Origin of the sequence: Comamonas kerstersii (assembly GCF_002056725.1) — a bacterium.
GTDB lineage: Bacteria > Pseudomonadota > Gammaproteobacteria > Burkholderiales > Burkholderiaceae_C > Comamonas > Comamonas kerstersii.
In genome coordinates, this window is record NZ_CP020121.1 from 2,993,188 (window position 1) to 3,018,439 (window position 25,252).

Genomic DNA, 25,252 nt, shown 5'->3' on the forward strand with positions numbered 1-25,252 from the left:
CTTTTGCATCTGAAATCCTTTATTCACGGGCGCTATCAGCTATCAATTAATTAGAAAGCTGCGCCTTTCAGCCAAAGTCCGCCAACCCGGGGAGTGCCGCCTGCGCCGCTGCATAGCCTGCGGCCATGGCCTCTTCCCCCCGGTGAAAATCCAGCAGCCCCAGATGCGCCAGTCGCGGGGCGATGACCAGCTCCGGCGGATCTCCCGCCATACGGCTGCGCGTAATACGCATCTGCATGATGTTGATGCTGGTCATGGCCACATCCAGCAAAGAGGGCATGGGCATGCGGTCTTCCTCATGGGCATCGCTTTTGCGCCAGGGCAGGCTTTGCTGCAGGCGGCCCATCCAGTTCACTTCCGCCGTTGCCGCAGCTTCCTGTGGCTCCGCCTCCAGGACTGCCATGCTGTTTCGACGCATGGCGTGCTGCATCAGGTCTGCATTCAGGTCCACGGCAATCACAATGTCAGCGCCCAGCGCACGTGCCAGCGAGGCAGGCACAGGGTTGACCAGCCCTCCATCCACCAGCAAACGGCCTTCATGCACCACGGGCGTAAACAGGCCTGGCAAGGCAATCGAGGCCCGCACAGCGTCTGCTATCGAGCCATGGCGCAACCAGACTTCTGCACCAGAGTGCAGGTCTGTCGCGACGGCCGCAAAGGGAGTGGGCGAATCTTCAATGACAAAGTCCGCAAAATTGCGGCGCCAGAAGTTGATGAGCTTCTCGCCCTTGAGCATGCCGCCTGAGAGATTGAAGTCCATGAAGCCCCAGACATCGCGCATGCTCAGGCTGCGCACCCAGTCGGCAAAGCGTTCATGCTCGCCGGCCGCATGGACGGCGGCAACCAGCGCACCAATGGACGCACCGCAGACCACATCGGGCTTGATCCCCGCATCCTGCAAGGCCTGAATGACGCCCAGATGCGCCCAGCCACGGGCAGAGCCACTGCCCAGCGCAAGACCAATTTTGGGAATGCGCGGTGCCAGTGCCATTTACACGTCCTCGCCGCGAAGCAGTGCCAGCATCCCAGCCTCATCCAGCACGGGGATACCCAGCTCCTGCGCCTTGGTCAGCTTGCTGCCTGCCTCTGCACCTGCGACCACATAGCTGGTCTTTTTGCTGACAGAGCCGCTGACCTTGGCACCCGCCGCTTCCAGCAGCTCCTTGGCCTCATCACGCCCCATGGTGGGCAGCGTGCCGGTCAGCACCACGGTCTTGCCCGCCAGAATCTGCGGCGCTTTTTCCGCAGGAGCGCCTTCCTCCCAGTGCACGCCGCACTCGCGCAGCTGCTGCACCACCTCACGGTTATGAGGCTGGGCGAAAAAGGTATGAATGCTCTCGGCCACTACGGGGCCTACATCGCGCACTTCCAGCAGCTGCTCCACGCTGGCCGCCATGATGGCATCCAGCGTGCCAAAGTGGCGCGCCAGATCCTTGGCTGTGGCCTCTCCCACATGGCGAATGCCCAGGCCAAACAGGAAGCGGTTGAGCGTTGTGGATTTGGACTTTTCCAGGGCATCGAGCACGTTCTGGGCGGACTTTTCTGCCATACGATCCAGCGATGCCAGATCGTCCAGCCGCAGGCGGTACAGGTCTGGCAGGCTGCGCACCACATTGCCATCCACCAGCTGGTCCACCAGCTTGTCGCCCAGACCTTCAATGTCCATGGCGCGACGTGCTGCGAAGTGCAGCAAGGCTTCCTTGCGCTGTGCCGCGCAGAACAGCCCCCCCGTGCAACGGTGATTGGCTTCGCCCTTTTCACGCACCACCTCGGAGCCACAGATCGGGCAAGCGGCAGGCATGCGGAAGTTGGGCACATAGGCAGTGCGCTCACCGGGCACACGGCGCACCACTTCCGGAATCACATCACCCGCACGGCGCACGACCACGGTGTCCCCTACGCGCACGCCCTTTTTGCGGATTTCAAACAGGTTGTGCAGCGTGGCGTTCGTCACCGTCACACCGCCAACACTCACAGGCGCCAGGCGTGCCACGGGGGTGAGCTTGCCAGTGCGGCCCACTTGCACATCAATGCCTTCCATCACGGTAGGCATTTCTTCCGCTGGATATTTGTGGGCCACGGCCCAGCGGGGTTCACGCGTCACAAAGCCCAGCTGGCGTTGCAGCGCCAGGCTGTTGACCTTGTAGACCACCCCGTCCATTTCATAAGGCAGCTGCGGACGCTCCTGCCCCATGAATTCATGGAACTGCACCAGCTCGGCAGCACCATGCGCAATGCGCACCTGCGGCGCCACGGGAAAGCCCCAGGCCTTGAGCTGCATGAGCATGCCGTAGTGCGTCACAAAGTCGGGGCCGCCCTGCTCCACCGGCGTGACTTCACCCACACCGTAGGCAAAGAAAGACAGGGGCCGCTGCATGGCGATATTGGAGTCCAGCTGGCGCACCGAGCCCGCAGCCGCATTGCGCGGATTGGCAAACAGCTTGCCGCCTGCGGCTTCCTGCCGCTCATTGAGCTGGGCAAAGTCCGCGCGGCGCATATAGACCTCACCGCGCACTTCCAGCACCGGGGGCGCATCTGCTGGCAGGCTCAGAGGTATCTGACGAATGGTGCGGATGTTGTGGGTCACGTCCTCACCCACTTCGCCATCGCCGCGCGTGACGGCATGCACCAGCTTACCGTGCTCGTAGCGCAGGCTCATGGCCAGACCATCAAACTTGGGCTCAGCCACATATTCCACAGGCGCGGCACTGTCGTCCAGCTCCAGCTCGCGGCGCACGCGCGCATCAAAGGCCTCGGCACCGCTGGCTTCATTGTCCGTCTCGGTGCGAATCGACAGCATGGGCACCACATGGCGCACCGGCGTCAGGCCATCGAGCACCGCGCCAATCACGCGCTGGGTGGGAGAGTCGGGTGTGACCAGCTCTGGGTAGGCACCTTCGAGTGCCTGCAATTGCTGGAAGACACGGTCGTACTCACCATCTGGCACCGTAGGTGCATCGAGCACATAGTATTCATGCGCCCATTGCTGCAGCTGCGCACGCAATGCCTGCACTTTGGCAACTACTGTTTTAGGAGCTGCTGGCGCAGGTTTTTCGGGCATTTCACTGCCAAACAGATCTAAAGTCTCGCTCATGCTTGCGTTGGCTGCTCACTTAATTGAACAAGCGACGCGCCAGCATGGAGCCTGCGGACAGCTCGCGCTGGTCCAGACGGTCGTACAGCTTTTGCAGATCGGCAGCGATGGGGTCAAACACCTGAGGCAACAGCTGGTAGCCGTTCTGGTCGCAGATAAAGCCTTCCATGTTTTCGCACAGTGCCTGCAGCACACGGCGCAGCTGTGCAAAAGGCTCTTCGCTGCGGGGCACCTGGGGCACGTCCAGACTCAGCCAGACTTCATGCACGGCGGTCTGGTCCAGATTGTCTGACTGCGCCGCCTGAGCGTCATAAGCCAGCGTCAGCAGCGGTGGCTGCACGCCGCAAGCCGAAGGCAGCAGCAGACGGCCGGGCATGGACGATGTCACAAAGCCCAGGCTGGCTGCGTGCTGCTCGATATAGCCGGGACTCCAGGCTGCACGGCGTGGGCGCAGCACAAAGCTCAGCTGTGCATCGTGTTCGCTGGCAAACTGGTCCAGTTCACGCGCGCGGCCCACTTCCTGCAGCATGTCGGGCAGCTCGACAATGGCGTTGAGCGCATCGGCAAAGTTCTGCACCTTGGCCACAAACTCGGAAAATTCAATTTCATTGAGTGCACCCAGGCGGTTAGCCAGCTGCACACCGGCCTGGAAGGCCGTATAGCGCTGGCCTGCACGCACGGCTTCCCATTCCTGCGTGGCTTCGTTCAGGCCTTCAATTCGGAAAGGCTTGCTACCTGCACGGCGTGTGGTGGGCTGCACCAGCAAAGCTGCCTCACCAGTGATGGGGTGGTCCACACGAATCGGCGCGATGGCATCAATCAAGACATCCAGCGCCAGCTTGCGCTCTGCCGAGGGCTGCGCCGCACGCACAGCCTGCACAGGTTCAGCGCTTTCTGTGGTCTCAGGAGCATCGGTCGCAGGCGCAGCCTCTGGTGCATGTGCTACATCCTGCGCAGGCACGGCATCCATGAGTGGTTCATCCACGGCAGCAGGTGCAGGTTGCGGCATGCTGGTGATGTCCAGACCATCGAGAGCAGGTTCAAAGCGTGCCGACGGTTCCAGTTGCGCCTTGTCGCCATCCACAGGGCGGGGACGCTTGGGCGCATGACGTCGATAGTTCCAGGCGTTGTAGGCCACGATCAGCCCCAGCAGGATGACTCCCACCACGGCCAGACTGATTTGAAGGGTACTCATGGAGTTGCTGTATCCCGTTATTCGTAATCAAGCGTGTGCCATGGATAGGGCCGATTCCATATCCACAGCCACAATGCGCGAAACACCCTGCTCCTGCATCGTGACGCCAATCAATTGTTGCGCCATTTCCATGGCAATCTTGTTGTGACTGATGAACAGGAACTGGGTTCCCCGGCTCATGCTGGCCACCAGTTTGGCGTAGCGCTCGGTATTGGCATCGTCCAGCGGTGCGTCCACCTCGTCCAGCAGACAGAAAGGCGCGGGGTTGAGCTGGAAGATGGCAAACACCAGCGCAATCGCTGTCAGTGCTTTTTCGCCGCCTGACAGCAGGTGAATGGTCTGGTTCTTCTTGCCCGGGGGCTGCGCCATCACCTGCACCCCTGCATCCAGAATTTCATCGCCCGTCATGATGAGCTTGGCCTGCCCGCCCCCGAAGAGCTCAGGGAACATGCGGCCAAAATGCGTATTGACGGTGTTGAAGGTGGCAGACAGGAGGTCGCGCGTTTCGTTGTCAATCTTCTTGATGGCGTTTTCCAGCGTGGTCATGGCCTCGGTCAGGTCAGCCACCTGTGCATCCAGAAACACCTTGCGCTCACGCGCCAGCTGCAACTCTTCCAGCGCCGCCAGGTTCACCGCGCCCAGCGCGGCAATCTCGCGGTGCAGACGGTCAATCTCGCTTTGCAGACCGTGGAGCTTGACGTTGCCTTCCAGAATGGACTGCGCCACGGCTGCCAGATCAGCGCCAGCTTCTGCCAACTGCTGCTCATACTGGGCACTGCCCAGCGCTGCAGCCTGCTCCTTGAGCTGGAACTCGGTAATGCGCGCACGCATGGGCTCCAGTGCCCGCTCAATCTGCGTGCGGCGCTCATCACTGGCGCGCAGCTTGTTGGTCAGGTCTTCGTATTCGCTGCGCGCAGCGGCCACCGCCTGCTCGCGCTCCATCTTCAGTGCCAGTGCATCCTGCAGGCCACCCTGCGCGGCGGCATCGTTGAGGCGACTTTGCTCGGCATAGGCACGCTCACGCTCTTCCAGCAGCGCCTTGGTTTGCTGCTCTGCGGTCTCCAGCGTACGCTGCAGCTCGGCCTGTCGTGCCTGCATGCTGCGCTGGCTGAAGGTCGCTTCCTGCGCCTTGCGCTCCAGCGCACGCAGCTGCTCACGGCTTTCTGCCAGCTTGCGCTCGGCTTCAATGACTTTTTCGTCCAGCTGGGCATGCAGTTCCTGGCTGTCAGCCAGCTGCATGTCCAGCTCTTCAAAGCGCGCTTCTGCGGCGACGGCCCGCTCCTGCAGATCATCCAGTGCCGCCTGTACTTCAGCCACATCAGCCTCAATCTGGGCGGTGCGTGCACGCGCCTGTTCAGCCTGCTGGGTCAGGCGCAGCATTTCCACCTGCAGCTCATGCGCCGATTGCTTGGCCTCGCTGGCTTCGCGGCGTGCGCTCACCAGGCGTTGAGAGGCATCGGCATAAGCCGCCTCGGCACGCACCAGCGCTGTACGAGCTTCTTCGCTGATCAACGCCTGCGCACGCAGTTCTTTTTCCAGGTGCTCAATTTCCTGAGCGCGTGCCAGCAGACCAGATTGCTCAGAATCCTGAGCGAAAAAGCTCACACTGTGGGCCGTGACCGCATGGCCCGTGGGCACATAAATCGTTTCGCCAGCCTTGAGCTGAGCGCGATGGCTCAGCGCTTCATCCAGCGACTGTGCGGTGTAGCAGCCAGCCAGCCATTCGGTCAGCAGTGCTTTGAGGCCTGCATCCCCCACACGCAGCAGCTCTGCCATCAAGGGCAGGCCATTGCTGCTCAGGCTCAGGCTGCCCTCAGGCTTGGAATAGAACGCCAGCCGTGCAGGGGGCGCATCCTTAGCGCCTGCCCCCAGAAAGCCACGCACCATGTCCAGGCGGCTGATTTCCAGCGCCCCCATGCGCTCGCGCAGCGCTGCTTCCAGTGCATTTTCCCAGCCGGGCTCTACGGCAATGCGTGTCCATAGTCCCTGCAGGCCATCGAGTCCATGCTTGGCCAGCCAGGGCTGCAGCTTGCCGTCGGTCTTGACCTTTTCCTGCAGCGCCTTGAGCGCTTCCATGCGCGCAGCCAGTTCCGCCTGACGTGCAGTTTCCTGGTTCAGGGCCTGCTGGCGCTGGCGGCGCTCATCGTCGAGCTGCGGCACGCTGTCCTGCAGTTCCATGAGGGCCGCCTCGGCCATTTCGGCCATCTCGGCCGCATCTTCGTACTGGGCAGAGACCTGCTGCAGGCGTGCCTCATCGGGCGTGGCCAGTGCATTGCGGTCATTGCGCAGGCGCTCCAGCCGACTTTCGTGCTGGCGCGTCTGCTCGTTGATGCTGCGCTGCTCTGCAGCCAGCACCTGAATCTGCTGCTGCACCTGCACCACCTGCTGGCGCTGCTCATTGGCCTTGTTCTGGGCGGCACGCAAGGCGTCTTCCAGATCAGGCAGGCGCATGCTTTGTTCTTCCAGCTGGGCAGCCAGCATTTCTGCCTGTTCTTCGGCATCCATGCCGTTTTCAGCCAGATGCTCCAGCTCCACCTCGGCATCTTCCTTGCGCTGCGCCCACTGGGCGATCTGCTCGGCCAGCTGCTGCAGGCGCTGCTCTACGCGCTGGCGGCCTTCGACCACATAGCGGATTTCGGCTTCGAGTTTGCCGACTTCGGCCGTGGCTTCGTACAGACGGCCCTGCGCCTGATTGACCTTGTCACCCGCTTCGTAGTGGGCCTGGCGCACGGCTTCCAGATCGGCCTCGATGTGGCGGATCTCCGCCATGCGGGCTTCCAGCTCGTTGACGGCCTGCAGACCTTCCTGGCGGATTTTGGTCAGATCGCCTTCGGCATCCTGCTTCTTCAGAAACCACAGCTGGTGCTGCTTGAGGGTGACGCTGGCCTGCAGCTCGTTGTATCTGGCAGCAACCTCGGCCTGCTTTTCCAGCTTGTCGAGGTTGGCGTTGAGTTCACGCAGAATGTCTTCCACACGTGTGAGGTTCTCACGCGTATCAGACAGACGGTTTTCGGTTTCGCGGCGGCGTTCCTTGTACTTGGACACACCGGCGGCCTCTTCGAGGAATAGACGCAGCTCTTCCGGGCGTGACTCGATGATGCGGCTGATCGTGCCCTGACCGATGATGGCGTAGGCACGCGGGCCCAGGCCGGTACCCAGAAACACATCCTGCACGTCACGACGGCGCACAGGCTGGTTGTTGATGAAGTAGGAGCTGTTGCCATCTCGCGTGAGCACGCGCTTGACGGCAATTTCCGTGAACTGGCCCCACTGGCCACCCGCGCGGTGGTCGCTATTGTCAAACACCAGTTCCACACTGGAGCGGCTGGCGGGTTTGCGGTGCGTGGTGCCGTTGAAGATCACGTCCTGCATGCTCTCGCCACGCAGCTCCGAGGCCTTGCTTTCGCCCAGCACCCAGCGCACCGCGTCCATGATGTTGGACTTGCCGCATCCATTGGGACCTACAACACCAATCAGCTGCCCAGGCAGCATGAAGTTGGTAGGTTCGGCAAAAGATTTGAAGCCAGACAGCTTGATGGAATTAAGACGCACGGAGATTCAGACTCGGAAGCAAGCAAAAGCAAAACGTATGAGTCGTGATAATACCGCGCCCTGTTACAGATGCCTGTAGCACCGAATCTTAAACTTTGTAACAAACCCTGTTTATCGCTGATAAAACCAGCGTCAGCAGCTCTGTTTTTAGGAGTAACCTTTCACTGCTGACGCAGGCTGCATTTCAGGGGCAAAGTGATGTGGCCTGCAGGTTTGTGGTCTCGGCGTTATAGCTGCGTGCCCATGCCTCAAAGTCAGCCGCGGGCTGCGGGCGACTGAACAGGTAGCCCTGCCAGAAGTTACAGCCGTTTTCTTCCAGAAATGCGCGCTGCGCTTCGGTTTCCACACCTTCAGCGATGACCTGCAGACCCAGACTGTGACCCAGTGCAATGATGGACCGTGCAATGGCCGCATCGTTACTGCTGGTGACCACCTCGCGCACAAAGCCTTGGTCGATCTTGAGCTTGTCCAACGGCAGGCGCTTGAGATAGCTCAGCGAGGAGTAGCCCGTACCAAAGTCGTCCAGCGAGAAGCTGACGCCCAGCGCCTTGAGCTGCACCATCTTGCGGATAGTGTCTTCCACATCCTCCAGCAGCATGCCCTCTGTGAGTTCCAGCTCCAGCCGCTCAGCTCGCGCACCCGTGACCTCCAGCGCCTGCTGCACCTGGGCGACAAAGTCGGGTTGGTAGAACTGACGGGGGCTGACATTGACCGACATACTCATCTGCGACAGCGCAGGATCCCGTGCCCAGCGCGCCAGCTGGCGGCAGGCTGCATACAGCGCCCACTCACCCAGCGGCAGTATCAAGCCTGAATCTTCGGCCGCAGGCACAAACACTGCTGGAGATATCAGCCCCTTGCTGGGATGCTGCCAACGCAGCAGTGCCTCCGCGCCCATCACCTGCCCGTTGCACACCTGTGGCTGATAGAACAGATCAAACTCATGCCGCTCCAGAGCCAGGCGGATATCTTTTTCCATCTCCACCCGCGCACTGACGGCCTGCTGCATGCTGGGGTCAAAGAACTGCAGGCTGTCGCGCCCGGCGCTCTTGGCCTGATACAGCGCCAGCTCTGCGCGTTTCAGCAGTTCTTCCACCGAGTCATTCTGTCCGCTGAAGACCACCGCCCCCATGCTGACGGTGACATGGAAATCCTGCTCATTCAGATAAAAGGGGGTGCGCAGTGCCGCCAGGATGGTGCCGCCCACCTGCTCGGTGCTGCGCCCGGCCTCCAGAGGATCCACGGGCAGATCTTCCAGAACCACGGCAAATTCGTCCCCGCCCTGACGGGCCAGGGTGTGCCGGCCTGCAATGCAGCCACTCAGGCGAGTAGCCACCAGCCGCAGCAGGGCATCGCCATGCTCATGCCCCAGTGTTTCATTGAGCGCCTTGAAGTTATCAATATCGAGCAGCAGCAAGGCCCCCTTGCTTCCCCCACCCTTCTTGCTGCGCACCAGTGCCTCATGCAGGCGGTCGAGCAGCAGACGGCGGTTGGGCAACTGCGTCAGTGTGTCGTAGTCGCCCAGCCAGCGTATCTGGGCTTCTGCTGCCTTGCGCTGGCTGACATCTACAAAGCTCAGCAACACGCGGCCATCAAGAAAGCGGCCCGACACTTCCACGGGCAGCTCTCGCCCATCCTTGGCACGCAGCAGGTATTCGGCAGCCAGCATGTTCATGCTGTTGCCCACAACGTTGCTGCGTACAGAGGCCAGGCGCTGCAGCAGTCTGGCGTGCTCCAGCGTATCTACACAGAGCTTGCGCCACATGGTGGACTCATCAGGGATGTCTGACTGCTGCCAGCCGGTCATGGACTCAAACTGGTGATTGATGAACTCAATATTGCCCACCACACCCACCACGACAAAGCCCACCGGCATGTAACGCAGCATTTCGCTGGAATAGGCTTCACGCGCCTGTAGCTGCTGCTGCATGTGATGGCGCTGACTGACATCCTGCAACAGCACAATATGGCTGCCCGGCAGTTCACGCCCATGCTCGCGCAAGGGAGCCAGCCACATTTCAGCCCATACGGTGCTGCCATCCGCACGCAGCACCTGAAAAACCTGACTGTGGTGCCCCTGCTGGCCATGGCGCAGCTGTGCCAGTGCCTGCTCGCAGCTCTCCCTGTCCTGCGGCTGCAGCATACCCAGCAGGCCCTTCAGGGTCAGTCTGCTGGACAACTCCCCGGCAATCTCACAAAAACGTGCGTTCACATGCAGAAACTGCCCGGTCTGGGCATTGACTTCTGCCACCCCGATCGCGTGCTGATGGAACAGCGCATTGAACCGACCCGTGCGATAACGCAGCAAGTTGTTCTTGGCCTGCACTTTGAGCAGCGCACGCTCACGCTGGCGTGCCGCCAGGGCAAGCATGCTGGCAAGCAGCAGCGTTGTGAGAAGTCCCAGAGCACCTGCGGCCCAGGGGTACAGGCGTTCAGCGCTCGACAGGACCTGTGGGTGGCTCGCATAGTCCAGACGCCAGCTGCGCCCCAGGATATCGAATGACCTGACGCCCTGTGTGCCAGGCGCCATGGCATTCCATTCCTGTGAAATATAAAGGGGCTGCTCGTCGTACTGAACCATATTGCCGGGCAATACGCTGCCCACGTCCGACAGGCTGATGGCCGTATTACGCAGCAAGCCCTGCTCCTGCAGGTCTTCAATCAGTGCGTCCAGGCGCACCCCCATATTGACCGTACCAACCAGTCTTGGCACAGCTTCTGCCATACGCTGAAATGGCACGGAGATCAGCACTCCCACCACGCCGTGCGGGAGTTGCCGCAACTGCAGCGGCTCGGACATGCGTGGTGTTGTGCGCGGCGCATTTTTATAGGCGTACAGCTCAGCCGCAGGATGTGCGATGGCATCCGACCCCACCAGCCTGGAAGCAGCCTGCTCCGGCCAGATCTGATCTACCACGTTATAGGTCTTGCGCTGTGGATCCCAGGCGGGCATTTGCTCGATGGAAACACGCTCCGCTTCGCCCAGCTCTGCCACAAGACTGTCGCGATACTCCAGATATTCATCGGGCAACATGCGCAAAGACACGGACAGAGACACGATGCCCGGGTAGCGATAGGGCAGTTGCTTCACCACCGTCTTTTGCAGGAAGTCACGGCGCGATCTGTGTGTCGATGACATCTCAAAGATCGGCTGCATGCCACGCAGCAAATCTGCATAGGTGGTCATGCGCAGCTGCAAAGAAGCTGCAAACAGCTCAATTTCATGATCGACGCGGCTTTGCTCCTCCTTATCCTGACGGTCCAGCAATGCATTGACTACCCCGGCAGAGGCCAGCACTCCTGCACAGAAGACAACAGAAGCAGGGGCCCAAAGCAACCAGGTTTTTTTGAGTCTTGTACGTATTACCGTCATAAAAGCAGGAAGCCGCCATCAAAATGGCGGTCAGCAGAAAAGAGTCGGCTGCCCCATCCCTGCAGCCTGCAAATGCAAACAAATATTACCTGAGAATCAGTGCGATTTGGCTATCACGCAGACAAAGTTGATTGAGTTCTGCTTCTGCTGGGCTTATGAGCTGGCCATATTTTGGGGGCGAAATGGCCACGCCTGCATCGCATGGCACACGTGGCACAAGGTGATATGGCACAAGCTATCAGCACTACGGTTGCAAGCGCTCTTCCAGCGGTTTGGCCATGCCTTTCAGAAAGCGCCACACCACCTGGATGCGCGGCACCGTTCGCGACTCCTGCGGCATGCTCATCCAGAATGTTTTCTCGAAAGTGGCCGTATCTGGCAGCACGCGCTGCAGCAGCGGGTCCTTGTCCGCCAGAAATGCAGGCAGCACTGCCAGCCCTGCCCCTGCACGCACAGCTGCGTACTGCGCTGCAATGCTGGTGCTACGAAATACGTACTGCCGCGGCTTGTAAATCTGGGCCAGCAACTGCAGCTCCTTGGTGAAGAGCAAGTCATCGACATAGTCAATGAACTGGTGGTGGCGCAAATCCTCGCTGCTGCGCACCAGAGGTCTGCGTGCCAGGTACTGACGCTCGCCATACAGATACAGGTGGTAGTCCGCCAGCTTGCTCACCACCACCGTGCCCCGCTTGGGCCGCTCCAGCGAAATCACGATGTCCGCCTCGCGCCGCGACAGGTGCATCAGCCGGGGCAAGGCCAGCAGGTCTATGGAAAGCTTGGGGTACTGCTGGGCCAGCTGGGCCAAAGGTGCGGCCAGCAGCTGCACCCCCAGCCCTTCCGGCACTCCCACGCGGACCATGCCTGCCACCTCAGCCGCAGCGCTGGCCTGCGGCATGGACAGCTGCTCCATGCCACGCACGGCTTGCTCCATGGCCTGCGCCACAGGTAAAAGCTGCTGCCCGGCTGCATTGAGTCTGTGGCCCGAGGCCTCACGCACAAACAGCGGGCAGCCCATGTGCTGCTCCAGCGCCTGAATGCGCCGCGCCACTGTGGTGTGTTCCACGCCCAGTACGCGTGCAGCCCCGGCCAGTGTGCCGGTCTGCGCCAGCGCTGCAAAAAAACGCAAATGGTCCCAGTCCATGCAGGCAGTGTGCCTGTGCATTTATGCAAAGCCAAGGTGCGTAAACGCGTATTGCTACAGCAGATTTGCACATCTAGGATGGCTTCCATACCCATGAAAACACTTGAGAAGGAGACAACAGCATGAATGCAGCAGCGCAAGCCGGCGTACTGGCGCCCAGCGTCAAACTCTTGATCAACGGCGAGTTTGTAGAGTCCAAGACCACGCAATGGCGCAATGTGGTCAACCCCGCCACCCAGGAGGTGCTGGCCCGCGTGCCCTTTGCCACGCCCGAGGAAGTGAATCTGGCCGTCAGCAATGCCAAGCAAGCTTTCAAGACCTGGCGCAAAACGCCCATTGGCACCCGCGCCCGCATCTTCCTGAAACTGCAGCAGCTCATCCGTGAAAACATGAAGGAGCTGGCCGCCCTGCTCACAGCCGAGCAAGGCAAGACCCTGCCTGATGCCGAAGGCGATGTGTTCCGTGGTCTGGAAGTGGTAGAGCACGCAGCCAGCATTGGCAACCTGCAGCTGGGCGAGCTGGCCAACAACGTTGCCAACGGGGTGGACACCTATACCCTGCTGCAGCCACTGGGCGTGTGTGCAGGCATCACCCCTTTCAACTTCCCCGCCATGATTCCGCTGTGGATGTTCCCCATGGCCATTGCCACGGGCAATACCTTTGTGCTCAAGCCTTCCGAGCAAGATCCACTGGTGACCATGCGCCTGTGCGAGCTGGCACTGGAAGCTGGCATCCCCCCCGGTGTGCTCAATGTGGTGCATGGCGGCGAGGACGTGGTCAACGCTATCTGCGACCACCCCGACATCAAGGCCATCAGCTTTGTGGGCTCGACCAAGGTGGGCACCCATGTCTACAACCGCGCCAGCCTCAACGGCAAGCGCGTGCAATGCATGATGGGCGCGAAAAACCACGCCATTGTGCTGCCTGATGCGAACAAGGAGCAGACCCTCAACGCCCTGGCTGGCGCAGCCTTTGGTGCGGCGGGCCAGCGCTGCATGGCCGTGTCCGTGGCGGTGCTGGTCGGCGAAGCCCAGAACTGGATCCCTGAGCTGGTGGAAAAAGCCAAGACGCTCAAGGTGTCCGCAGGCACCGAACCCGGCACCGACGTAGGCCCACTGGTCTCCTGCGCGGCGCTTTCCCGCGTGGAGGGGCTGATTGAACGTGGCATCGCCGAAGGTGCCAAGCTGGAGCTGGACGGCCGCAGGCCCCAGGTGCCCGGCTATGAAAAGGGCAACTTCGTGGGCCCGACCATCTTCAGCGGTGTCCAACCCGGCATGAGCATTTACGATCAGGAAATCTTTGGCCCCGTGCTGTGCCTGGTCGCAGCTGACAGCATCGACGAAGCCATAGCCTTCATCAACGCCAACCCCAACGGCAACGGCACTGCCATCTTTACGCAGTCCGGCGCAGCGGCACGCAAGTTCCAGGAAGACATTGATGTGGGCCAGGTCGGCATCAATGTGCCGATTCCCGTGCCTGTACCCCTGTTCTCCTTCAGCGGCAGCCGCGCCTCCAAGCTGGGCGATCTGGGCCCTTACGGCAAGCAGGTCATCCTGTTCTACACCCAGACCAAGACCGTGACCGCACGCTGGTTTGACGACAGCACCACGGGCCAGGGCGTGAACACCACCATCAGCCTGAAGTAAACCCCAGGCCACAGCCCGCTCTGAGATGATGGAGGCATGCGAATGACTTCTCTCTTTCTCGGGCTGGCTGTGCTGGCCCCTGCCGCCGCATGGGCGCAAGCGGGTGCGGCCTGCGTGCCGGACAGCGCGGCTGCCGAACATGTCAACGCCTGTGCCGTGCAGCGCTTTCAGGCCATCGACAGCGCGCACCACATCCTCTATGGCGATGTGATGCGGGCCCTGTCTGCCAACGAGCGGCCGCTGCTGCGCAAGGAGCAGTCGGCCTGGAACCGCCAGCGCCACGCGACCTGCAAGGCACGCCATGCGGCCGATGAAGCAGCGGCTAACTGGCCACAGCGCTTGCATGAATGCCTGAGCGAGCTGACACAGGAACGGCGCCAGGATTTGATGTACTGGCTGCACCACGGCGCACCCGCCCAGCGCTAGCGCCGTACAACAGCCATGGAGAAACTGAACAAGAGCCGCTAACAGCGCCCAGCAAACCGTAGGTTTGCGCTTGAGACGAGGCGCGAAGCCGCAGACAGTACCAAGCGTACGGCAAGGCTTCGCAACAACGTATCAAGGGTGGTGTTAGCGGCGAAAAAGGAGACCACCATGGACTTTGAACTGAGCGAAGACCAGCGCGCCTTTGCCGACACTGCGCGCCAGTTTGCGCAAAGTGCCCTCGCCCCCCATGCGGCGCAGTGGGATGCGCAAGGCATCTTCCCGCGCGAAGCCATTGCACAGGCTGGGGAGCTGGGCTTTTGCGGGCTGTATGCACCAGAATCCATTGGCGGGCTGGCCCTGCCCCGGCTGGATGCCACGCTAGTGTTCGAGGAAATGGCCGCCGTGGACCCCAGCACCACGGCCTTTATCACCATCCACAACATGGCCACCTGGATGCTGGGTACCTGGGCAAGCGATGCGGTCAAGGCCGAATGGGGGCCACTGCTGACCAGCGGCCAGAAACTCGCCAGCTACTGCCTGACCGAACCAGGCGCAGGCTCTGACGCGGCCTCGCTCAAGACCCGTGCCGAGCGTGTGGGCGACGCATACGTGATCAACGGTGCCAAGGCCTTTATCAGCGGCGCGGGCAGCACCGATGTGCTGGTGCTCATGGCGCGGACCGGTGCGCCCGACTCCGGTGCCAGGGGCATCAGCGCCTTTGCCGTGCCTGCGGATGCCCCTGGCATCAGCTACGGCAAGAAGGAAGAAAAAATGGGCTGGAACAGCCAGCCCACGCGCGTCATCAATTTCGACAAGGTGCGCATTCCCGCACACAACCTGCTGGGCAGCGAGGGCGAAGGCTTCAAGATTGCCATGAAGGGGCTGGACGGCGGGCGCATCAATATTGCCACCTGCTCGGTGGGCGCAGCCCAGGGCGCGCTCACGCAGGCGCAGCAGTACATGCAGGAGCGCAAGCAGTTCGGCAAGCAGCTGGCCAGCTTTCAGGCCTTGCAGTTCAAGCTGGCCGATATGGCGACCGAGCTGGTCGCCGCGCGCCAGATGGTGCGGCTGGCTGCCAGCAAGCTGGACGCAGGCGCACGCGACGCCTCCACCTACTGCGCCATGGCCAAGCGCTTTGCCACCGATGCGGGTTTCATGGTCTGTAACGAAGCCCTGCAACTGCACGGCGGCTATGGCTATCTGCGTGACTTTCCGCTGGAGCGCCTGCTGCGTGATGCTCGCGTGCACCAGATTCTGGAAGGCACGAACGAGATCATGCGCCTCATCATTGCGCGGCGCATGCTGGAGGCGGATGCGCCACAGGCCCTGCGCTAACACTATCAAAACAAAAGCTGCCAGTGCTTGAAATATCTAGTTTTCAGACATAAAACATCTTGAAAGCTAATAAATACAGGCACAAGCAGCTATCTATTTTTAATAAGGAGACAGCATGACAACGATTGCATTCATTGGCCTGGGCAATATGGGTGCGCCCATGGCCATCAACCTCGCCAAGGCCGGACACGACGTGCACGCCTTTGACCTGTCCAGAGAAGCTATTGCCAAAGTCGTGGCCGAAGGGGGAACAGCTGCCGTCAGCGCGCAGGATGCCGTGGAAGGCGCCAAGGTGGTCATCACCATGCTGCCCGCCAGCCCGCATGTGGAAGCGCTATTCCTCGGCAAAGACGGCGCACCCGGCCTGCTGACCCATATCGCCCCCGGCACGCTGGTCATTGACAGCTCCACCATTGCCGCCGCCAGCAGCCAGAAGGTGGCCAAGGCGGCCGATGCAGCAGGTATTGACTTCATGGATGCACCCGTCTCCGGTGGCACTGGCGGTGCGATTGCTGGCACATTGACCTTCATGGTGGGCGGCACAGCCTCGCAGCTCGAGCGCGCCAGGCCTTATCTGGAAAAAATGGGGGGCAACATCTTCCACGCAGGCCCTGTGGGCGCAGGCCAGACGGCCAAGATCTGCAACAACATGCTGCTGGGCATTTTGATGATTGGCACCAGCGAGGCCATTGCCCTGGGCGTAGCCAACGGGCTGGACCCCAAGGTACTGTCCGAAATCATGCGCCGCAGCTCAGGCGGCAACTGGGCGCTGGAGAAATACAACCCCTTCCCCGGCGTGCATGAGAACGCCCCTGCCAGCAAGGGCTACGCAGGCGGCTTTGGCACCGACCTGATGCTCAAGGACCTGGGGCTGGCCCAGGAAAATGCCAGCCACGTCAAGGCCAGCACCCCACTGGGAGGGCTGGCCCGTGCCATTTACGCGCAGCACAGCCTCAAGGGCAATGGTGGGCTGGACTTTTCCAGCATCATCCAGGCCTTCCAGCCCCGGGCCTAGGCGCAAGCCATTACGCTGCCCCACCGGCGAGAAGATGCAAAAAGCCAGCTGGAACATATCCAGCTGGCTTTTTTTGCAAGTGCTATGTACCTGCTTCGGACCTGTCTATGCAGCCGCCTTATCGCAAGCTGTGTGCCTTGCACAGGGCGCATCGGTTTTTGATGGCTGCTGTACTGGTGCCGTGGCGCGGCTCAGAGGCAGCACCATGCACATGCCCCACTGCCTGGCGGTGGTGCGCAGCACACGCAACACTTGCTGCGACGGCGCAGCCTGCACAAACGGTCTGGTGGTCGGTGTCATGGTCCTCCTCCTTGCAGCAGCGAGAGCGCAGGCTGCTTATTACTTCACGTAAATCTGGTCAAAGCTGCCGCCATCGGCAAAGTGTGCCTTGTCCGCCTTGGCCCAGCCACCAAAGGCCTGGTCAATGGTGAACAGCTCCAGCTGGGGGAACTGCTGCGCAAACTCGGCCTTGATCTTGTCGTTGGTCGGGCGGTAGTAGTTGCGCGCTGCAATCTTCTGGCCTTCCTCAGAGTACAGGTACTCCAGATAGGCCTGCGCCACCTCACGTGTGCCCTTCTTGTCTACGACTTTGTCTACCACGGCAACGGTAGGCTCGGCCAGAATGGAAATCGAAGGTGCCACGATTTCAAACTTCTCGGGGCCAAACTCCTTCAGTGCCAGAAAGGCTTCGTTCTCCCAGGCCAGCAGCACATCACCCACGCCACGCTGCACAAAGGTGATGGTGGAGCCACGCGCGCCGGTGTCCAGCACGGGCACGTTTTCGTAGAGCTTTTTCACAAACTCCTTGGCCTTGGCTTCATCGCCACCGTTTTTGCGCTTGGCAAATTCCCAGGCCGCCAGGTAGTTCCAGCGTGCGCCGCCCGAAGTCTTGGGGTTGGGCGTAATCACCTGCACGCCGGGCTTGACCAGGTCATCCCAGTCTTTCAGGTTCTTGGGGTTGCCTTTTTTGACGAGAAACACAATCGTCGATGTGTAAGGCGCGCTGTTCAGGGGCAGCTTCTGTTGCCAGTCAGCCGCCAGGTGGTTGCCGTTCTTGACCAGGGCATCAATATCACCCGCCAGCGCCAGCGTGGCCACATCGGCGTCAATGCCGTCAATGATGGAGCGCGCCTGTTTGCCCGAGCCGCCGTGCGACTGCTTGACGCTCACGTCCTGGCCGGTTTTTTCCTTCCAGTGCTTGGCAAATGCCTTGTTGTAGTCCACATACAGCTCACGGGTCGGGTCGTAGGAGACATTGAGCAGGGTCACGGGCTCAGCAGCGAAAGATGGCACTGCGCCCAAGGAGAAGCCCACCAGAAGGCTGAGGGCAACAGGAAACTTGATAAAGTTGCGGCGATTTTTCATGTTCTGCTTTCTTGGGAATGTGGTGACAAAACGGTGCGTTGCGGTGCTTTTTGTTCGTCGCCTTGCATTCTGAAAGCAAGATTTCAAAACTTAAACCAATAAGATTTCAGTTCTTTATTACCTAAACATCTGAAATCCATAGAGGAACCCCATGGCACGTACTGTTCATTGCATCAAACTGGGTCAAGACGCTGAAGGTTTGGACTTTCCACCCTACCCCGGCGAGCTGGGCAAGCGCATTTTTGAAAATGTGAGCAAGCAAGCCTGGGCCGACTGGCTCAAGCACCAGACCATGCTGGTCAACGAAAACCGCCTGAACCTGGCCGATGCCCGTGCCCGCCAGTACCTCGCCCGTCAAATGGAAAACCACTTCTTTGGCAGCGGCGCAGACGCTGCGGCGGGATATGTCCCGCCATCGGCGTAATGTAATGAAGCCGATCAAGAAGGGGTTTGAACAAAACCACTTCTTTGGTGCAGGCGCTGACGCAGCGGCCGGCTACGTACCCCCAAGCGCCCAGTAAAGCCAAATGGAAGTGGTTTCACCAAAACCACTTCTTTGGCAGCGGCGCAGACGCTGCGGCGGGATATGTCCCGCCATCGGCGTAATGCAATGAAGCCGATCAAGAAGGGGTTTGAACAAAACCACTTTTTTGGCGCCGGTGCCGATGCAGCGGCAGGCTACGTGCCTCCCAGCGCGTAATTGCGCCTGCAGCACTGCCTGCCCCAAAGCCCATCCCCAAACGGATGGGCTTTTTTGTAGCGGCATGCCCTTGCACGCACAGCAAAGGCCTGGACTCGGTCCATAATCACAAGTTTTGGATTCCGTGGGAGAGCGAGGCAGCCTTATCCGGCCCGCCTCCGCCGAAGGCGCAAACTCCCATAATCGCTCAGGCACAAGTACCACGGAACACATACGCCGACTGGAGAGCAGCCGGGGTCAGCACTGACCAGCCGGTTCACCGAAGGGGCAAGCGCACCCATGCCGAAACAGGGGTTGCGCAAAAACTCTCAGGTAAAAGGACAGCGGGAGAGGCTTATTCCATGCCCCACAAGCCTCTTGCCACTGGCAGGCTGCTGGCGCGTGGACTCACCCGTCATGTGTCACTGTGTCCACCTTGCTTGACTTTCTGCATTCCGTCTTCAGCACCCAGCTGAACGTCATTCTGGTCATCTACCTGATCGCCATCACCGCCGAAGCCATGTCTGGCGCGCTTGCTGCCGGGCGGCGCAATATGGATATTTTTGGCGTGGTCGTGATTGCCTTTGTCACCGCACTGGGCGGCGGCACCATCCGTGACATGGTGCTGGGCAACTACCCCATTGGCTGGACGCAGCACCCTGCCTATGTCTATCTGGTGGTGTCTGCCGGTCTGTTGACCACCATCATTGCGCGCTACATGCAGCGCATGAAGCATCTGTTCCTGCTCATGGATGCCATGGGCCTGATTGCTTTTTCGCTGATTGGCAGCGATGTGGCCATCAAGCTCGGCTATGACCCGCTGGTCGTGGTCATGGCAGGCATGATTACCGGCATCAGCGGCGGCATTTTGCGCGATGTGCTGTGCAACCAGGTGCCCGTGGTCTTCCGCCGTGAGCTGTACGCCAGCGTCTCCATGATCGTCTGCCTGCTGTATCTGGGCCTGCAGTGGCTGCAGGTGCCGCTGGGCATCAGCACGGCACTGTGCTTTGCTGGCGGCCTGGCGTTGCGTCTGGCAGCCATCCGCTTTGGCTGGCGACTGCCCGTGTTTTCCTACCAGCAGCGCTGGGAGTAAATCTCGTTGCTGCACTGATTGACTGCGTTTCATGCCTGCCTCTTTTGCCTCCTGCCCTCTTCACCCTGACCTGCTTGCCTGGCAAGGCCGCACCTGCTGGCGCATGCTCAGCACGGACTTTGCGCAGGGCCAGCACTTTCTGCAGGCATGGGCAGCGTGGCAGGCCGATGCGCAGCGCAGCCAGTTGCTGCATTTCACCGGCATCCTGGCGCAGCCGCTGGCTGCAGGTGCCGTGCTCGCGCAAGCCCCTGCAGCATGTACAGCGCAAGCCCGGGAGCTGGCACAGCAGCTGTACGGGCTGCTGCCCGGCGTGCACCGCCTGAGCTTTGCACAAGGCCGTGTGCTGCTGACGCTGTGGGTGGGCGACGCCCAGACCATGCTGCGCCAGCAGACCAGCACAGCCGATGCTCTGCTGCTGCACCCTGAATTTCTGACCGACGCCTACAGCGTCAAAGCCCTGGCGCGCCACTGCCAGCGTGGCAGCGTGCTGCAGCTCAGTCAGCCTTCAGCGCCACTGCAGCAGGCACTGCAAGCTGCTGGCTTTGCCTTCGCAGATGGCCACGAGCCGCCACTGGCGCACTACGCACCGCGCTGGGAGCCTCGCAAGCGCAGTGCTGGGGAACACGAAGCTGTCACTCAGCCGGGCACAGCACTGGTCATCGGCGCGGGGCTGGCTGGCAGCGCCGTCGCGCGCAGCCTGGCCGTGCGCGGCTGGCAGGTCACCGTGCTCGGCGCAGGGGATGAACCGGCCGATGGTGCATCTGGCCTGCCTGCGGGCTTGTTCTGCCCCCATGTCTCGCCCGACGACAGCGTACTCTCACGCCTGTCACGCAATGGGGTGCGGCTGACGCTGCAGCGCCTGCGCGACCTGTGCGAAAAAGATCAGGACTGGGGCCTGAGCGGTGTGCTCGAGCACTGCACCGATGGCGGCACAGGCCTGCCTGCCAGCTGGGCCAACGGCCCCGGCGCGCAATGGAGCCATGCCACCACCGCAGCGCAGCTACAGACCGCAGGGCTGGATGCCGACACCATCGCCTGCTGGCATGCACAGGCGGGCTGGGTGCGGCCTGCGCAGCTGGTCAAGGCCCAGCTGGCACATCCTCAGATTCGTTTTCAGGGCAACACGCAGGTGAACCGCCTGGCTCGCAGCGAAGGCGGTCAGTGGCAGGCGCTCGACAATGCCGCTCAGGTGATCGCCCAGGCAGATCTGCTCATACTCGCCTGTGGCCCTGCCACGCCTGCCCTGCTGCCAGACGGCATGCAGTGGGAGCTGCAGTCACTGCGCGGCCAGATCAGCTGGGGCTGGCACACAGCTGCCAATGCCACAGCGCTGCCGCCCTTTCCCGTCAACGGCAATGGCAATCTGGTCACGCATGTCCCCATGCAGGGTGGCCATGCCTGGGTCATGGGCTCTACCTTTGAGCGCGATGTGGACACCATGCCCATCAGCCAGGCCGATCAGGACGCCGCCCATGCCGTCAATTACGACAAGCTCTCCACCCTGCTGCCACGCAGCGCGCCGGTGTTGCAACCTTGGTTTACGCCCGGAGACGAGCACTGCCAGCCCACCTGGGGCCGTGTGCGCTGCGCCAGTCATGACCGCCTGCCCATTGCAGGGCCCGTCAGCCAGGCTGCGCCCGGGCTCTGGGCCAGCACAGCCATGGGCGCACGAGGCCTGACCCTGTCTGTGCTCTGTGGCGAACTCATCGCGGCCCAGCTGCATGGCGAGCCTTTGCCACTGGACCACAAGCTGGCCCAGCACCTGGGCACAGAGCGCCTGGCACGCAGTATCAAAAAAGAGAGCTGCTAGCGCATATAAACCCTTGTTTTCAAAATAGAAAGTACCTCAACCCCTGAATTTTCCTGCGGTATAAGCTACATTTTTGTTTTTCTTATTTCTCAGACCATGTATACCGCTCTCAAACACTCTCACATGCTGCTGGCCGTGCTCACGCTGCTGGCGTCGATAGCCTTTGTACTCATGGCCTGGAAGGCAGCGCCTGCAGCACGCAGCCCACTGGCCTATGTGTTCACCCGTATCTTTGGCGGCCTGGCCGCGCTCACAGGACTGGCTGTGACCTTTGTCGGCCCCTGGCAGCAGATGATGTACCCCTACATCGGCCTGGTTCTGTTCGTGGTGCACGGTCTGTCTGCGGGTTTCGCGAAGCGTACCAGCGCCGTTGAACAGCTGACGCTGCGCCGCGGCCTGCTGGCATTGCAGCTGCTGATACTGGTAGCACTGTGTGCACTGATGGCCATCAAGCCTTTTTAAGTCATTGACTTAGCACAAGCGCCAAGCTCCTTCGGGAGCTTTTTTTGCGCCGGTTTGCTGCAAACTGCGCAGATCTATATAACAAAAAGAGATAGTTCAAAAACAAAATAATATTTTGAAATCATAAAGAGCTTGCTTACAGTCCGCAGCCAGCGTGAGGCCTTCAGCCGTTGAATGCCTTTACCCACGACAGCGACTGCGCCATGTACCAATACACAGAATTCGACAAAGCATTCCTCAAGCAACGGGCCGCCCAGTTCCGTGACCAGCTCGAACGCTGGCAGACCGGCAAGCTCTCTGAAGACGATTTCCGTCCGCTGCGCCTGCAAAACGGCTGGTATGTGCAGCGCTACGCACCCATGCTGCGCGTGGCCATTCCCTACGGTGAAGTGAACAGCCAGCAAATCCGCGTGCTGGCCCGTGTGGCCCGTGAGTACGACGAGCCTGAAGCCGAAGTCTTCAAGCAGGCCATGGAAGGCCAGGGCAAGCTGGGCACCAAATTCCTGCCTACACACTGCGCCCACTTCACCACCCGCACCAATGTGCAGTTCAACTGGATTCCACTGTCCAAGGCCGCGGACGTCATGGAGCTGCTGGCCACAGCCAATCTGCACGGCATCCAGACCAGCGGCAACTGCATTCGCAACACCACCACCGATGCGCTGGCGGGTATTGCCGTCGATGAAATCGTGGACCCCCGCCCCTACGCCGAAATCCTGCGCCAGTGGACCACCCTGCACCCAGAGTTCGCCTTCCTGCCCCGCAAGTTCAAGATTGCCATTTCGGGTGCCAAGGAAGACCGCGCAGCTACCGGCTGGCATGACGTGGGCCTGCACCTGATCAAAAACGAAGCCGGTGAGATTGGCTTCAAGGTCTTCGTCGGTGGCGGCATGGGCCGCACGCCCGTCGTCGGCACGGTGATTCGTGAGTTCCTGCCCTGGAACCAGATCATGAATTACATCGAAGCCATTGTGCGCGTGTACAACGAGCTGGGCCGCCGCGACAACAAATACAAGGCGCGCATCAAGATTCTGGTCAAGGCCGAAGGCCAGGCCTATATCGATGCCGTGGAAGAAGAGTACCGCCAGATTCTGGAGGTGGACGGTGGCCCCCACACCATTCCACAGGCCGAGTTTGACCGCGTAGCGGCCTGCTTTGTGGACCCAGTCCTGCCAGAGATTGCCGATGTCAACCCATCGCTTGCAGAGCAGGCACTGATTGATTACGCCGCCAAGACGCCCGCTTTTGCCCGCTGGCTGACACGCAATGTGCACCAGCACCGCAATCCGCAGCTGCGCGCCGTGACGCTGTCCTTCAAACGCCCCGGCCAGGCCCCCGGTGATGCATCCGCCTTGCAGCTGGAAGCACTGGCGGAACTCATGGACCAGTTCTCCGCAGGTGAGGCACGCATCACCCACGACCAGAACGTGGTCCTGCCCTGGGTGCATGTGAGCCAGCTGACCGCGCTGTACGAAGCCGCACGCGCGCTGGGACTGGCCAGCGCCAATGTGGCCCTGCTGACCGACATGATTGCCTGCCCCGGTGGCGACTTCTGCGCACTGGCCAATGCCCGCAGCCTGCCAATTGCCGAAGCCATCACCCAGCGCTACCAGGATCTGGACGAGCTGGACGACATTGGCGACATCGACCTGCACATCAGCGGCTGCATCAACTCCTGCGGTCACCACCACAGCGGCCACATCGGCATTCTGGGCGTGGATAAGGACGGCAAGGAGTGGTACCAGGTCACGCTGGGCGGCTCGGACGGCTCCAAGCTCTCGGGCGACACCGTCGCTGGCAAGGTGATTGGCCCCTCCTTCTCTGCAGCCGAAGTGCCTGATGTGCTCGAAGCCGTCTTGACCACTTACCGCGACCTGCGCACACAGGGCGAGCGCTTTATCGACACCGTTCGCCGTGTGGGGCTGGACCCCTTCAAGGAAGCTGGCAAGGCTGCGCGCCACCCCGCGCCTGAAGCCGTAGAAGCCGTCTGAATACCAAGAGAAGAACAAGGATTGAATGATGAAAATCTTGGCCCATACCGACTACCAGAGTCCCGCCGAGAGCGGCAACGGCATCCTGGTGCTTGCCAATGACGTGAATGTGCTGGATGTGAATCTGGACGGCGTCACACAGATTGACCTGCACTTTCCCGCCTTTACCGATGGCCGCGCCTTCACACAGGCCTACCTGCTGCGCCGCCGCCGCAAGTTTGCAGGTGACATCCGCGCCACGGGCGATGTGCTGATTGACCAGCTGGTGCAGATGTACCGCACAGGCTTTAGCACCGCCGTGCTGCGCGAAGGCGTAGACCAGGCTGATGCACAGCGCCAGTTTGAGCGCTTCAGCGGCTTCTATCAGGCCGACGCCGTCAACCCCAAGCCCCATTTTGTGGAGGCGGCATGAGCCAGCTCGACCTTGCCAAAGTCAATGCCGCACTCGGCCACGATGCAGAAGGTCTGGTGCGCTGGGCACTGGGCCTGAACAAGCGCGCCATTGTCACGACCAACTTTCGCCCGTTTGAGGCCGTGATCCTGCACATGGTCAGCCAGGTACAGCCCGATGTGCCCGTGATCTGGATGGACAACGGCTACAACACGCCGGCCACCTACCAGTTTGCCGACGCCGTCACCCAGCAGCTGGGCCTGAACCTCAAGATCTACCTGCCGCTGCGCTCACGTGCCCACCGCGAGGCCGTGGAAGGCCCGACACCAGCGCTGGATGACCCACGCCACGCGGCTTTCACCGAAGAAGTGAAGCTCGAGCCTTTTGCCCGCGCACTGCGCGAGACCCAGCCTGAAGTCTGGTTCACCGCCCTGCGTGCCACGGACAGCGCCGTGCGTGCGCAGATGGAGCCCGTGAGCATCAACCCGGATGGCCTCATCAAGATCGCACCGCTGCTGCACTGGTCGTCCAAGGACTTGTACGAATACTGCGAAAAGCACGGCCTGCCCAATAACTTCGACTACGTCGATCCGACCAAGGGCGAAGAGCAGCGCGAATGCGGCTTGCACCTTGCGCATTAAAAAAGTGAGCTACGAGCGCTTGCCTGAAAGGCGCTAACGGCCA

General features: G+C 61.1%; 19 protein-coding genes and 1 riboswitch. Of the genes, 11 read left to right on the plus strand and 8 right to left on the minus strand.

Annotation, left to right across the window (positions count from 1 at the left end):
- Positions 1 to 67 precede the first annotated feature (67 nt).
- The 6 genes from rssA to B5M06_RS14155 form a co-directional block, all read right to left on the minus strand.
- Positions 68 to 991, minus strand: coding sequence for a patatin-like phospholipase RssA (gene rssA / locus B5M06_RS14130; RefSeq protein ID WP_054067095.1), 924 nt, complete (start codon positions 989 to 991; stop codon positions 68 to 70).
- On the minus strand, positions 992 to 3,094 hold the full coding sequence (gene ligA, locus B5M06_RS14135; protein ID WP_054067094.1) for an NAD-dependent DNA ligase LigA: 2,103 nt from the start codon (positions 3,092 to 3,094) through the stop codon (positions 992 to 994).
- Positions 3,095 to 3,113: 19 nt separating this feature from the next.
- Positions 3,114 to 4,289, minus strand: a complete 1,176-nt coding sequence (locus tag B5M06_RS14140; protein ID WP_054067093.1) for a cell division protein FtsZ — start codon at positions 4,287 to 4,289, stop codon at positions 3,114 to 3,116.
- Positions 4,290 to 4,316: 27 nt separating this feature from the next.
- Entirely contained in the window at positions 4,317 to 7,841 is a 3,525-nt protein-coding gene (gene smc, locus B5M06_RS14145; protein ID WP_054067092.1) for a chromosome segregation protein SMC, read from the minus strand.
- A 184-nt stretch (positions 7,842 to 8,025) separates the two neighbouring features.
- A complete protein-coding gene (locus B5M06_RS14150) occupies positions 8,026 to 11,139 on the minus strand; it encodes a bifunctional diguanylate cyclase/phosphodiesterase (protein WP_054067091.1) in 3,114 nt (1,037 codons plus the stop codon).
- A gap of 319 nt (positions 11,140 to 11,458) precedes the next feature.
- Complete coding sequence (locus B5M06_RS14155; protein ID WP_054067090.1) at positions 11,459 to 12,355, minus strand: LysR family transcriptional regulator; 897 nt, start codon at positions 12,353 to 12,355, stop codon at positions 11,459 to 11,461.
- A gap of 122 nt (positions 12,356 to 12,477) precedes the next feature.
- Here B5M06_RS14155 and B5M06_RS14160 point away from each other — a divergent pair, with 122 nt between their 5' ends.
- The 4 genes from B5M06_RS14160 to mmsB all read left to right on the plus strand — a co-directional run bounded on the left by B5M06_RS14160 (position 12,478) and on the right by mmsB (position 16,777).
- Positions 12,478 to 14,001 (plus strand): CoA-acylating methylmalonate-semialdehyde dehydrogenase, encoded by a 1,524-nt coding sequence (locus tag B5M06_RS14160; protein ID WP_054067089.1) that lies wholly within the window; start codon positions 12,478 to 12,480, stop codon positions 13,999 to 14,001.
- A 42-nt stretch (positions 14,002 to 14,043) separates the two neighbouring features.
- Positions 14,044 to 14,427: a lysozyme inhibitor LprI family protein gene (locus B5M06_RS14165; protein WP_080025269.1), complete on the plus strand. Its 384-nt coding sequence runs from the start codon at positions 14,044 to 14,046 to the stop codon at positions 14,425 to 14,427.
- Between the two features lie 168 nt (positions 14,428 to 14,595).
- Positions 14,596 to 15,762, plus strand: coding sequence for an acyl-CoA dehydrogenase family protein (locus B5M06_RS14170; RefSeq protein ID WP_054067107.1), 1,167 nt, complete (start codon positions 14,596 to 14,598; stop codon positions 15,760 to 15,762).
- A gap of 115 nt (positions 15,763 to 15,877) precedes the next feature.
- Entirely contained in the window at positions 15,878 to 16,777 is a 900-nt protein-coding gene (gene mmsB, locus B5M06_RS14175; protein WP_054067087.1) for a 3-hydroxyisobutyrate dehydrogenase, read from the plus strand.
- 105 nt (positions 16,778 to 16,882) lie between these two features.
- Here mmsB and B5M06_RS17110 read toward each other — a convergent pair whose 3' ends face one another.
- Positions 16,883 to 17,077, minus strand: a complete 195-nt coding sequence (locus tag B5M06_RS17110) for a hypothetical protein (protein WP_130932729.1) — start codon at positions 17,075 to 17,077, stop codon at positions 16,883 to 16,885.
- Between the two features lie 39 nt (positions 17,078 to 17,116).
- Positions 17,117 to 18,142, minus strand: a complete 1,026-nt coding sequence (locus tag B5M06_RS14180; RefSeq protein ID WP_054067086.1) for a sulfate ABC transporter substrate-binding protein — start codon at positions 18,140 to 18,142, stop codon at positions 17,117 to 17,119.
- Between the two features lie 151 nt (positions 18,143 to 18,293).
- On the opposite strand from B5M06_RS14180, the gene B5M06_RS14185 reads away from it, so the two are divergent.
- From B5M06_RS14185 to B5M06_RS14215, 7 genes are all read left to right on the plus strand, one after another.
- Positions 18,294 to 18,566, plus strand: coding sequence for an oxidative damage protection protein (locus B5M06_RS14185; RefSeq protein ID WP_054067085.1), 273 nt, complete (start codon positions 18,294 to 18,296; stop codon positions 18,564 to 18,566).
- 391 nt (positions 18,567 to 18,957) lie between these two features.
- Positions 18,958 to 19,055, plus strand: a riboswitch (glycine riboswitch).
- Between the two features lie 202 nt (positions 19,056 to 19,257).
- Entirely contained in the window at positions 19,258 to 19,914 is a 657-nt protein-coding gene (locus tag B5M06_RS14190; protein WP_417034787.1) for a trimeric intracellular cation channel family protein, read from the plus strand.
- Positions 19,915 to 19,945: 31 nt separating this feature from the next.
- Positions 19,946 to 21,724, plus strand: a complete 1,779-nt coding sequence (mnmC1, locus tag B5M06_RS14195) for an FAD-dependent 5-carboxymethylaminomethyl-2-thiouridine(34) oxidoreductase MnmC1 (RefSeq protein ID WP_054067083.1) — start codon at positions 19,946 to 19,948, stop codon at positions 21,722 to 21,724.
- A 96-nt stretch (positions 21,725 to 21,820) separates the two neighbouring features.
- On the plus strand, positions 21,821 to 22,186 hold the full coding sequence (locus B5M06_RS14200) for a hypothetical protein (RefSeq protein ID WP_054067082.1): 366 nt from the start codon (positions 21,821 to 21,823) through the stop codon (positions 22,184 to 22,186).
- Between the two features lie 203 nt (positions 22,187 to 22,389).
- Complete coding sequence (locus B5M06_RS14205) at positions 22,390 to 24,177, plus strand: nitrite/sulfite reductase (RefSeq protein ID WP_054067106.1); 1,788 nt, start codon at positions 22,390 to 22,392, stop codon at positions 24,175 to 24,177.
- Between the two features lie 28 nt (positions 24,178 to 24,205).
- Positions 24,206 to 24,589 carry a DUF934 domain-containing protein gene (locus B5M06_RS14210; protein WP_054067105.1) on the plus strand — a complete coding sequence of 128 codons (384 nt, stop codon included), beginning with the start codon at positions 24,206 to 24,208 and terminating at the stop codon, positions 24,587 to 24,589.
- Positions 24,586 to 25,209, plus strand: a complete 624-nt coding sequence (locus B5M06_RS14215) for a phosphoadenosine phosphosulfate reductase domain-containing protein (protein WP_054067081.1) — start codon at positions 24,586 to 24,588, stop codon at positions 25,207 to 25,209. The genes B5M06_RS14210 and B5M06_RS14215 overlap by 4 nt, the downstream gene beginning before the upstream one ends.
- Positions 25,210 to 25,252: the final 43 nt, after the last annotated feature.

What these genes read in the sequence shown, in the direction of transcription:
- mnmC1 (WP_054067083.1), top strand. Translation starts at nt 19,946, where the DNA reads ATGCCTGCCTCTTTTGCCTCCTGCCCTCTTCACCCTGACCTGCTTGCC.
- B5M06_RS14155 (WP_054067090.1), bottom strand. Translation starts at nt 12,355, where the DNA reads ATGGACTGGGACCATTTGCGTTTTTTTGCAGCGCTGGCGCAGACCGGC.
- rssA (WP_054067095.1), bottom strand. Translation starts at nt 991, where the DNA reads ATGGCACTGGCACCGCGCATTCCCAAAATTGGTCTTGCGCTGGGCAGT.
- mmsB (WP_054067087.1), top strand. Translation starts at nt 15,878, where the DNA reads ATGACAACGATTGCATTCATTGGCCTGGGCAATATGGGTGCGCCCATG.
- B5M06_RS14140 (WP_054067093.1), bottom strand. Translation starts at nt 4,289, where the DNA reads ATGAGTACCCTTCAAATCAGTCTGGCCGTGGTGGGAGTCATCCTGCTG.
- ligA (WP_054067094.1), bottom strand. Translation starts at nt 3,094, where the DNA reads ATGAGCGAGACTTTAGATCTGTTTGGCAGTGAAATGCCCGAAAAACCT.
- B5M06_RS14170 (WP_054067107.1), top strand. Translation starts at nt 14,596, where the DNA reads ATGGACTTTGAACTGAGCGAAGACCAGCGCGCCTTTGCCGACACTGCG.
- B5M06_RS14205 (WP_054067106.1), top strand. Translation starts at nt 22,390, where the DNA reads ATGTACCAATACACAGAATTCGACAAAGCATTCCTCAAGCAACGGGCC.
- B5M06_RS14185 (WP_054067085.1), top strand. Translation starts at nt 18,294, where the DNA reads ATGGCACGTACTGTTCATTGCATCAAACTGGGTCAAGACGCTGAAGGT.
- B5M06_RS14160 (WP_054067089.1), top strand. Translation starts at nt 12,478, where the DNA reads ATGAATGCAGCAGCGCAAGCCGGCGTACTGGCGCCCAGCGTCAAACTC.
- B5M06_RS17110 (WP_130932729.1), bottom strand. Translation starts at nt 17,077, where the DNA reads ATGACACCGACCACCAGACCGTTTGTGCAGGCTGCGCCGTCGCAGCAA.
- B5M06_RS14165 (WP_080025269.1), top strand. Translation starts at nt 14,044, where the DNA reads ATGACTTCTCTCTTTCTCGGGCTGGCTGTGCTGGCCCCTGCCGCCGCA.
- B5M06_RS14180 (WP_054067086.1), bottom strand. Translation starts at nt 18,142, where the DNA reads ATGAAAAATCGCCGCAACTTTATCAAGTTTCCTGTTGCCCTCAGCCTT.
- B5M06_RS14215 (WP_054067081.1), top strand. Translation starts at nt 24,586, where the DNA reads ATGAGCCAGCTCGACCTTGCCAAAGTCAATGCCGCACTCGGCCACGAT.
- B5M06_RS14210 (WP_054067105.1), top strand. Translation starts at nt 24,206, where the DNA reads ATGAAAATCTTGGCCCATACCGACTACCAGAGTCCCGCCGAGAGCGGC.
- B5M06_RS14200 (WP_054067082.1), top strand. Translation starts at nt 21,821, where the DNA reads ATGTATACCGCTCTCAAACACTCTCACATGCTGCTGGCCGTGCTCACG.